This is a genomic window from Kitasatospora sp. HPM-01-4 (genome assembly GCF_051374625.1).
Classification (GTDB): domain Bacteria; phylum Actinomycetota; class Actinomycetes; order Streptomycetales; family Streptomycetaceae; genus Kitasatospora.
Window position 1 is genome coordinate 2,138,741 of record NZ_JBPQGP010000005.1, and the last position, 10,845, is coordinate 2,149,585.

Consider the following 10,845-nt stretch of genomic DNA (forward strand, 5'->3'; position numbering starts at 1 on the left):
GGCCCGCCAGCGGCGGCCGGTCCGGGCGCCGGGGCCGTCACCGCCGGCGGCACCCGGCTTCTTCGGACCAGGCCGACTGCTGCGACCGACACCGCGGCGCGGCCGGGGCGGCGGACTCCGCCGGGCGGCTCCAACAGGCGGCCGGTGCGGTGGCCTTCCGGCCGCCGGTGCGGTGACCGCCTGGCGGCCGGGGCGAACGCCCGTGTCCGCGACGGCCGCCCGCCGGACCCGTCGGCAGCGGTACCACCCGGACTGCCGTGCCCTGAACTGCCCTGCCCTGAACTGCCCTGCCCTGAACTGCCCTGCCCCGGAGGGCGGGCCGGGGACGGACCGGTGACAACACCGGTGCCGCCTCCCCGGCCCGCCCTCCGGGCTCGGTGGTACGGATCAGTCGAAGGCGCCCAGTTCACCGTCCAGGATGTCGAAGAGCTCGTCGGCGGTGGCGGTGCCCAGCGCGGGACCGGTCTCCTGGTCGGCGGCCGGGCGGGTTTCGCCGGTCCACCTGGCCGTCAGGGAGCGGAGGCGCAGGGCCACCCGGGAGCGCTGCTCCTCGTCGACCGAGGCGGCTTCCAGGAGGGCTTCGAGGCGGGTCACCTCGGCTTCCAGGTCGGGTGTGCCGGAGACCGCGTCCACCAGCTCCTCGAAGAGGTGGGCGGCGATGGCGGCCGGGGTCGGATAGTCGAAGGTGAGGGTGGAGGACAGGCGCAGGCCGGTGTCGGCGCCGATCCGGTTGCGCAGTTCGAGGGCGGAGAGCGAGTCCACCCCGAGTTCACCGAAGCCGCGCTCCGGGTCCACCGCTTCGGTGCCGGAGTGTCCGAGGACGTCGGCGACGTGGCCGCGCACGGTGTCCAGCAGCAGTTGCCTGCTCTCGGCCGGGGACAGCGCGGCGAGCCGCTCGGGCAGCGGGACGGACCGGGGTTCGGCTGCGACCGGGGCGGCCTGGGCCGCGCGGCGGGCCGGGGTCCGGGCGGCGAGCGCCCGGAGCATCGGTGCCGCCTGGTCGGTCGGGTGGACCCGCATCGGCAGCAGCAGCGACCGGTCACCGGCCAGCGCACGGTCGAACAGCGCGAGCGCACGGTCGACCGGCAGCGGCTGGATGCCGTCCCTGGCCAGCCGGCGCAGCTCGGCCTCGCCGAGCGAGCCGGCCATGCCCGAGCCGGTGTCCCACAGGCCCCAGCCCAGGGAGAGCGCGGGAAGTCCGGCCGAGCGCCGCCGGGCCGCGAGCGCGTCCAGGAAGGCGTTGGCGGCCGCGTAGTTGCCCTGGCCGGCCGCACCGAGGGTGGCGGCGGCCGAGGAGAACAGCACGAAGGCCTTGAGGTCGAGGCCGGCGGTGAGCTCGTGCAGGTGCCAGGCCGCGTCCACCTTGGGGCGCAGCACCGCGTCCAGCCGCTCGCCGGTCAGTGCGGAGATCAGGCCGTCGTCCAGGACTCCGGCGGCGTGGACCACCGCCGTCAGCGGGTGCTCCGCGGGCACCGAGGCGAGCAGCGCGGCCAGCGCCTCGCGGTCGGCGGCGTCGCAGGCGGTGACGGTGACCTCGGCCTCCAGGCCGGCGAGGTCGTCCGGCCCGTGGCCGCTGCGGCTGGTGAGCAGCAGGTGCCTGACGCCGTGACGGGTGACCAGGTGCCGGGCGAGCAGGCGGCCGAGGCTGCCGGTGCCTCCCGTGATGAGGACGGTGCCCTCCGGGTCGAGCTCGGGGAAGGAGCCGGGCGCCTGGGCCTCGGCCAGCCTGGGCACGTACGCCTGACCGGCCCGCAGGGCCAGTTCGGGTTCACCGGTGGCCACCGCCCCGGCCAGGGCGGCCGCGGAGGCGGGGTCGTCGTCGAGGTCGACCAGCACCAGCCGGCCGGGGTGCTCGACGGCGGCCGCCCGTACCAGGCCCCAGATCCCGGCCTGTGCGAGGTCCGGTGTGCCGTCGACGGCGACCGCTCCCCTGGTGACGACCACCAGCGGCGCGGCGGAGTCCTCGGCGAGGCGTTCCTGGAGGACGGCGAGGGCGCGGTGCGCGGTCTCCCGAGCGGCGCTCGGGGTGTCAGCGCGGTCGGCGCTCGGGGTGTCAGCGCGAGCGGCGCTCGGGGTGTCCGCGCCGCCCTCGGCGGCGAAGGTCACCGTGTCGACCTCGCCGGGAGCGGCCGGCGGCACCGGCACCGGCACCCACTCCAGTTCGAAGAGGTCCCCGGTGCCCGAGGCGGCCGCGGCCGCGCCCAGCTGCTCGGCGGACACCTGCCGGATCCGCAGCGAGGAGACCACCGCGACCGGTGCGCCGGTGCCGTCGAAGAGCTGCAGGCCCATCCGCTCGGTGCCGTGCGGGGTGAGCCGCAGCCGCAGGGCCGAGGCGCCCGCCGCGTAGAGGGTGACGCCTTCCCAGGCGAACGGCAGGGTCATCACCGTCGGGTCCTGGCCGTCGAGCAGGTCGATCGCGTGCAGTGCGGAGTCCAGCAGCGCCGGGTGCAGCCCGAACCCGGCCGTCGACGCCTCCTCGGGCAGGGCGAGCTCGGCGTAGACCTCGTCGCCGAGCCGCCAGGCGGTGCGCAGGCAGCGGAACAACGGGCCGTAGCCGTAGCCCTGTTCGGCGAGGTGGTCGTAGGTGCCGCCGAGGTCGACGGGTACGGCGCCGGCCGGCGGCCAGCTGTCGAGGGCGGCGGGTTCCGGCGCGCCGGCCGGGGCGAGTACGCCGGTCGCGTGCTTGGTCCACGCGGCGTCGGCGCCCTCGGTCCGGGCGTGCACGGTGACCGGCCGGCGGCCCGAGTCGTCCTTGGCACCGGTGACCACCTGGAGCTGGAGGGCGCCGTGCTCCGGGAGCACCAGCGGCCGTTCGATGGCCAGTTCCTCGACCAGGGCACCGCCCACCCGGTCGCCGGCCTGGACCGCCAGCTCCACGAACGCGCTGCCCGGCAGCAGCACCACACCGGCCACGGCGTGGTCGGCCAGCCAGGGGTGGGTGCTCAGCGAGAGCCGGCCGGTCAGCGCGACGGTGTCGCTCTCCACCAGCCTCAGCTCGGCTCCGAGCAGCGGGTGTTCGACGGCCGACTGGCCGAGGCCGGTGGCGTCGGCCGGACCCGATGGCCCGTCGTCCAGCCAGAACCGGCTGCGCTGGAAGGCGTACGTCGGCAGGTCGATCCGGCGCACCGCGCTCCGGGCGTAGACCCGGTCCCAGTCGACGGGGACTCCGCGTACCTGGAGTTCGGCCAACGCGGTCGCCAGGGCGACGTCCTCGTCCCGGTCCCGGCGCAGTACGGGGAGCAGGGCGGAGCGCTCGGGGTCGGCCAGGCAGTGGGTGCCCATGGTGGAGAGGACGGCGTCGGGCCCGAGTTCCAGGAAGGTCCTCACCCCCTCGGCTTCCAGGGTGCGGATGCCGTCGTTGAAGCGGACGGCCTCGCGGACGTGCCGCACCCAGTACTCGGGCGAGGTGAGCTCCTCGGTGGTGGCCCGGGCACCGGTCAGGTTGGAGACGACGGGCACGGCCGGCGGGGCGAACCGCAGGCTCCGCGCGACCTCGGCGAACTCCGCCAGCATCGGCTCCATCAGCGGCGAGTGGAAGGCGTGGCTGACCCGCAGGCGCTTGGTCCTGCGGTGGGTGAAGGCGGCCTCGATCCCGGCGACCGCGTCCGCGGCGCCGGAGACCACCACGGCGTTCGGTCCGTTGACGGCGGCGATGCTCACCGCGTCCCCGAGGTGGGGCAGCAGTTCCTCCTCGGCGGCGTCCACGGCCAGCATCGCGCCGCCGGCGGGCAGCGCCTGCATCAGGCGTCCCCGGGCCGCGACCAGCCGGGCCGCGTCGGCGAGGCCGAGTACGCCCGCGACGTGTGCGGCGGTCAGCTCGCCGATGGAGTGGCCGGCCAGGAAGTCCGGCCGCACGCCCCAGGACTCCAGCAGCCGGAACAGGGCGACCTCGACCGCGAACAGGGCGCTCTGGGTGTACATCGTCTGGTCGAGCAGCTCGGAGTCCGGGTCCAGGATCACCTCCCGGAGGCCGTCCTCGAAGTGGCCGCAGACCTCGTCCAGCGCGCTCCGGAACACGGGGTGTTGCTGGTACAACTCCCGTCCCATGCCTGGCCGTTGGGCACCCTGTCCGGTGAACAGGAAGGCGAGCTTCCCGGTGACCGGCCGACCGCGCACCACGCCCGCCGCCTGCTCGCCGGCCGCCAGCGCGGCCAGTGCGGCGGCGAGCTCCCCGCCGTCCCGGGCGATCACGCCGGCCCGGTGGCCGAAGGCGGCCCGGCCGGTGGCCAGGGAGTAGGCGAGGTCGGCCACCGGCGCGTCTGCCAGCGATTCCAGCTTCCGTGCCTGCGCCATCAGCGCTTCCGGGCTGGTCGCGGAGAGCAGCACGGGCAGCAGCGGTGCCTCGCTGCCGGCGGGCCGCTGCTCGGCGGCGGGGGCCTGCTCGATGATGGTGTGCGCGTTGGTGCCGCTGATCCCGAAGGAGGAGATCCCGGCCCGGCGCGGCCGGTCGCTCTCCGGCCAGTCCCGGGCCTCGGTGAGCAGCTCGACCGCGCCCGCCGTCCAGTCCACCTTGGTCGAGGGCTGGTCCACGTGCAGGGTCTTGGGCAGCACGCCGTGGCGCATCGCCTGCACCATCTTGATCACACCCGCGACACCGGCGGCCGCCTGGGTGTGACCGATGTTCGACTTGATCGAGCCCAGCCACAACGGCCGTTCCGCGTCCCGGTCCTGGCCGTAGGTGGCCAGCAGGGCCTGCGCCTCGATCGGGTCACCCAGGGTGGTACCCGTACCGTGCGCCTCCACCACGTCCACCTCGGACGCCGACAGTCCGGCGCTCGCCAGGGCGTGGCGGATCACCCGCTGCTGCGACGGACCGTTGGGCGCGGTCAGGCCGTTGGAGGCACCGTCCTGGTTGACCGCACTGCCCCGGATCACCGCCAGCACCTCGTGCCCGTTGCGCTCGGCGTCCGAGAGCCGCTCCAGCAGCAGCATCCCGGCGCCCTCGGAGAGCGCGGTGCCGTCCGCGCCGTCGGCGAAGGACTTCGCCCGGCCGTCCGCCGCGAGATTGCGCTGCCTGCTGAAGTCCACGAAGGTGTCGGCGGTGGACATCACCGAGACGCCGCCGGCCAGGGCGAGCGCGCACTCGCCGCCGCGCAGCGCCTGCGCCGCCAGGTGCAGCGCGACCAGGGACGAGGAGCAGGCGGTGTCCACGGAGAGCGTGGGGCCCTCCAGGCCGAGGGTGTAGGCGACCCGGCCGGACGCCACGCTGCCGAGGCTGCCGTTGCCCAGGTAGTCCCGCACGTCCTCGGGCGCGTTGTCGAGCCGGCTGCCGTAGTCGTGGTACATCACCCCGGCGAACACACCGGTCGCGCTCCCCCGCACCGAGTGCGGGTCGATGCCGGCCCGCTCCAGCGCCTCCCAGGAGACCTCCAGCAGCAGCCGCTGCTGCGGGTCCATCGCGAGCGCCTCACGCGGCGAAATCCCGAAGAAGTCCGGCTCGAAGTCGGCGGCGTCGTACAGGAAGCCGCCCTCGCGGGAGTACATCCGCCCGGCCTTGCCCGGCTCCGGGTCGTAGAGCCCGTCGATGTCCCAGCCGCGGTCCGTGGGGAACTCACGGATCCCGTCGCCGCCGTCGGCCAGCAGCTGCCAGAGCTCCTCCGGGGTGCTGACACCGCCGGGGAAGCGGCAGGCCATCGCCACGATCGCGATCGGCTCGTCCGTGGTCCGCGGCGCGGTGGCCGGGAGTTCCGGGGACGGCTCGTCCGCGCCGAACAGCTCGGACCCGAGGTGGCCGACCAGGGCGAGCGGGTCCGGGTAGTCGAAGACCAGGGTGGCCGGCAGCCGCAGTCCGACCGCCTGGCCGAGCCGGTTGCGCAGTTCCACCGCGGTCAGCGAGTCGAAACCCCAGTCGCGGAACGCCCGTCGCGCATCCAGCACCATCTCCGGGTCATGGCCGAGCACGGCGGCGACATGGGTGCGGACCAGTTCGAGGAGCGCCGCCTCGCGCTCGGCCCGGGGCAGGGCGGCCAGCCGGTCCAGCGCCGTCCCCGCTGCGCCGCCCGCCGCAGCGGTACGCCGGACGGCCGGGCGGACCAGGCCCCGCAGCACCGGGGAGACCGTGCCCGCCGAGCGGAGCGCGGGCAGGTCCAGGCCGATCGGCACCAGCAGCGCCCGGTCGGCGGCCAGCGCGAGGTCGAACAGGGCCAGGCCCTCGGCGGTGGCCAGCGGGCGGACGCCGGAGCGCGCCATCCGCGTCACGTCGGCGTCACTCAGATGGGCCGTCATACCGGTGCGCTGCTCCCAGAAGCCCCAGGCCAGGGAGACGGCGGGCAGGCCGAGCGCGCGGCGGTGGTGGGCCAGTCCGTCGAGGAAGGCGTTGGCGGCGGCATACCCGGACTGGCCGGCACCGTCCACGGTGCCCGCCGCCGAGGAGAACAGGACGAACGCCGCGAGGTCCAGCCCGGCGGTGAGTTCGTGCAGATGCCAGGCCGCGTCCACCTTGGGGCGCAGCACCGCGTCCAGCCGCTCCTCGGTGAGCGCGGTGACCAGGCCGTCGTCCAGTGCGCCGGCCAGGTGCACCACGGCGGTCAGCGGGCGGGTGGCGGGGACGCCGGCGAGCAGCCCGGCGAGCTGCTCGCGGTCGGCGGCGTCGCACCTGGCCACGGTGAGGTCCGCGTCCAGGTCGGCGAAGTCGTCGCTCGCGACGCCGCTGCGCCCGGCCAGCAGCAGGTGGCGTACGCCGTGCTCGTTCACCAGGTGCCGGGCGACCAGTGCGCCGAGCACACCGGTGCCGCCGGTGATCAGTACGGTGCCCTCGGGGTCCAGGGTGCGGGCGGTGCCGCCGGGCGCGCTCCTGGCCAGCCGGGGAACGTGCACCTTGCCGTCGCGCAGGGCGAGTTGGGGTTCGCCGCAGGCGGCGGCCGCCGCGAGGGCCGACTCCAGGGGGGTGTCCGCGTCGGCGTCCACCAGGACGAACCGGTCGGGGTTCTCCCCCTGGGCGGCGCGGACCAGGCCCCAGACGGCGGCCGCGGCCAGGTCCCGCACGCCCTCGCCGTCCACCTCGACCGCTCCCCTGGTGAGCACCACCAGGCGGGAGGCGGCGAGGCGGTCGCTGTCCAGCCACTGCCGTACCGCCTCCAGCACCCGGGCGCAGGCGGCCCTGGTGGCTTCGACGGGGTCGCCGTCGAAGGAGAGCGGGAGCACCACGTACTCCGGCACCGACGCCAGCTCGTCCGGGCCGCCGTCGCCGAGCACCGCGTGCTCGACGGGGGATCCGTCCACCGCCAGCACCGGCCAGTCGAGGCGGAACAGGGCGTCGAGGCGGGCGGCGGCCGAGAGCGCGCCGGTGTCGATCGCCCGGGTGGTCAGTGCGTCCACCGAGGCCACCGGGGAGCCGGTGGTGTCGGCGAGCTGGATGGCCAGGGAGTCGGTGCCGGTGATCCGCAGGCGCAGCGCGGTCGCCCCCGCCGCGTACAGCGAGACCCCGCTCCAGGCGAAGGGCAGCCGGGCGTCGCCCTCCTCCTCGCCGATCCCCGCGGCGTGCAGGGCGGCGTCGAACAGCGCCGGGTGCAGCGCGAACTGCTGGGCCTCCACCGGGAGTTCCACCTCGGCGAAGGTCTCCTCACCGCGCCGCCAGGCTGCCCGCAGCCCCTGGAAGGCGGGGCCGTAGTGGTAGCCCTGCCCGGCCAGCCGCTCGTACACGCCCTCCACCGGGACCGGCTGGGCGCCGGCCGGGGGCCAGGCCGCGAGGTCGAAGCCGGCCTCGGCCCTGTCGTCCTCCAGCAGGCCCGAGGCGTGGCGGGTCCAGTCGGCGCCGCTGCCCTCCGGGCGGGAGTGCACGGTGAGCGGGCGGCGGCCCGCTTCGTCCGGCTCGCCGACCAGGAGCTGGAGTTGGACCGCCCCGCGTTCGGGCAGCACCAGCGGGGCTTCCAGGGTCAGTTCCGCCACCCGGCCGCAGCCGAGCTCGTCGCCGGCCTTGACGGCCAGTTCGACGAAGGCGGTGCCGGGCAGCAGCACGGTGCCGTTCACCGCGTGGTCGGCGAGCCAGGGGGTGGTGGCGATGGAGAGCCGGCCGGTGAACAGCAGGCCGCCGCCGTCGGCGACCGTGACCGAGGCGCCGAGCAGCGGGTGCCCGGCGGAGGCCAGACCGGCCGCGGTCACGTCACCGGCCGTCGGGGAGTTGCCGAGCCAGAACCGCTCGCGCTGGAAGGCGTAGGTCGGCAGGTCGGCCTTGCGCACCGGCATGCCGGCGAAGACCGGCTCCCAGTCGACCGGGGCGCCGTGGACGAACGCCTCGCCCAGCGAGGCCAGGAACCGCTCCCGGCCGCCCTCGTCGCGGCGCAGCGAGCCGATCCCGGCCACGTCGGCGCCGAGCGCGTCCGCCGTCTCCTCGATGCTGTGCAGCAGCACCGGGTGCGGGCTGCACTCGACGAAGACGCCGTAGCCGGCGTCCAGCAGCACCCGGGTGGTCGGGCCGAAGAGCACGGTCTGCCGCAGGTTGGTGTACCAGTACTCGGCGTCCAGGCCCGAGGTGTCGAAGAGTCCGCCGGTGACGGTGGAGTAGAACGGCACCTCCGCGGAGCGCGGGGCGATCGTGTCCAGCTCCTTGAGCAGCCGCTCACGGACGGTCTCGACCTGGGCGGAGTGCGAGGCGTAGTCCACCGGCAGCCGCTTGACCCGGACGTCCTGTTCCTTGAGCCGGGCCTGCAGCCGGTCCAGGGCGTCGGCGTCGCCGGAGACCACCACCGAGGCCGCGCCGTTGACGGCGGCCACCGACAGGCGCCCGTCGTACTCGGCGAGGTGCTCGCGGACCTGCTCGGCCGGGAGTGCCACCGACATCATGCCGCCGCGCGCGGAGAGGTCGTCGGCGATGGCCAGGCTGCGCAGGGCGACCACCTTGGCGCCGTCGGCGAGGGAGAGCGCCCCGGCCACGCAGGCGGCCGCGATCTCGCCCTGCGAGTGCCCGATCACCGCGGCCGGACGGATGCCGTGGGAGCGCCACAGTTCGGCCAGCGACACCATGACCGCCCAGAGCGCGGGCTGCACCACGTCCACCCGCTCCAGTGAGGCCAGGCCGCGGATGGTGTCGAGCAGGTCCCAGTCCGTGTACGGGGCCAGCGCCTGGGCGCACTCGGCCATCCGGGCGGCGAACACCGGTGAGGAGTCGAGGAGTTCGGCCGCCATGCCGACCCACTGCGAGCCCTGGCCGGGGAAGACGAAGGCGGTCCTGGACTCGCTCCGCGGCACGCCCTGGACCACCCCCGCGGCGGCCCGTCCCTCCGCCAGGCCGGTCAGGGCGGCGGCCAGCGACGGGCGGTCCGCGCCGACCACCACGGCGCGGTGGTCGAGCGCCGCCCGGGAGCCGGCGAGCGTCCAGGCGAGGTCGGGGAGCGGGGCGGTGTCGAGGTGGTCGAGCAGCCGCCGCGCCTGGGCGGCCAGTCCCCGCTCCCCCTTGCCGGAGAGCACCAGGGGCAGCGCAGCGGCCGGTTCCGGCTCCGCGCCGGGGAGTTCGGGCTCGGGCACGCCCTCCAGGATCACGTGGGCGTTGGTGCCGCTGATGCCGAACGAGGACACCGCGGCCCGCCGGGCGTCACCGGCCACCGGCCAGTCCCTGGCCTCGGTGAGCAGTTCGACCGCGCCCTCGGTCCAGTCCACCTGCGGGGTGACCTCGTCGACGTGGAGCGTCTTCGGCATCCGGCCGTGCCGCATCGCCATCACCATCTTGATCACCCCGGCGACGCCCGCGGCCGCCTGGGTGTGGCCGATGTTCGACTTGATCGAGCCCAGCCGGAGCGGCTCTCCCCCGGCACGGTCCTGCCCGTAGGTGGCGAGCAGCGCCTGGGCCTCGATCGGGTCGCCGAGCGGGGTGCCGGTGCCGTGCGCCTCCACCAGGTGCACCTGGGCGGCGCTGAGGCGGGCGTTGGCCAGCGCCTGGCGGATCACCCGCTGCTGGGAGGGGCCGTTGGGGGCGGTCAGCCCGTTGGAGGCGCCGTCCTGGTTGATCGCACTGCCCCGGACCACGGCCAGCACCCGGTGCCCGTTGCGCTCGGCGTCGCTGAGGCGTTCCAGCAGCAGCATGCCGACGCCCTCGCCCCAGCCGGTGCCGTCCGCCGAGGCGGCGAAGGACTTGCACCGGCCGTCCTGGGCGAGCCCGCGCTGGCGGCTGAAGTCCACGAAGGTGTCCGGGGTGGACATCACGGTGACACCGCCCGCCAGGGCGTACGAGCACTCGCCGCCGCGCAGCGCCTGCACCGCCAGGTGCAGCGCGACCAGCGAGGAGGAGCAGGCGGTGTCCACGGTGACGGCGGGCCCTTCCAGGCCCAGGGTGTAGGAGACCCGGCCGGAGGCGACGGAGCCCAGGTTGCCGTTGCCGAGGTAGCCCTCGACGCCCTCGGGCACCTCGGCCAGCCAGCTGCCGTAGTCGTGGTACATCACCCCGGCGAAGATGCCGGTCCGGCTGCCGCGCAGGGTGTGCGGGTCGATGTTGGCCCGCTCGAACGCCTCCCAGGACACCTCCAGCAGCAGCCGCTGCTGCGGGTCCATCGCGATCGCCTCGCGCGGCGAGATGCCGAAGAAGTCCGCGTCGAACCGCGCCGCGTCGTAGAGGAATCCGCCCTCGCGGACGTGGGTCCTGCCGGGGGCGTCCGGGTCCGGGTCGTACAGCCCCTCCACGTCCCAGCCGCGGTCGGCCGGGAAGTCCCCGACGGCGTCCACCTCCCCCTCCACCAGCCGCCACAGCTCCTCGGGCGAACCGACGCCGCCCGGGTAGCGGCAGCTCATGCCGACGATGGCGATCGGTTCCTGCGCCGCGGCCTCGATCCGCGTGTTCTGCTGCCGCAGTCGTTCGTTCTCCAGCAACGACTCGCGCAGCGCCTCGACTATCTGCTCGACGGGTGTGTCCACGGT

At 75.4% G+C, this 10,845-nt stretch carries 1 protein-coding gene; it reads right to left on the reverse strand.

Translation table 11 applies throughout. From position 1 onward, the window contains the following. Window positions 1-387: 387 nt before the first annotated feature. Entirely contained in the window at window positions 388-10,842 is a 10,455-nt protein-coding gene (locus tag ACSMTC_RS09130) for an SDR family NAD(P)-dependent oxidoreductase (protein ID WP_436559153.1), read from the reverse strand. Window positions 10,843-10,845: the final 3 nt, after the last annotated feature.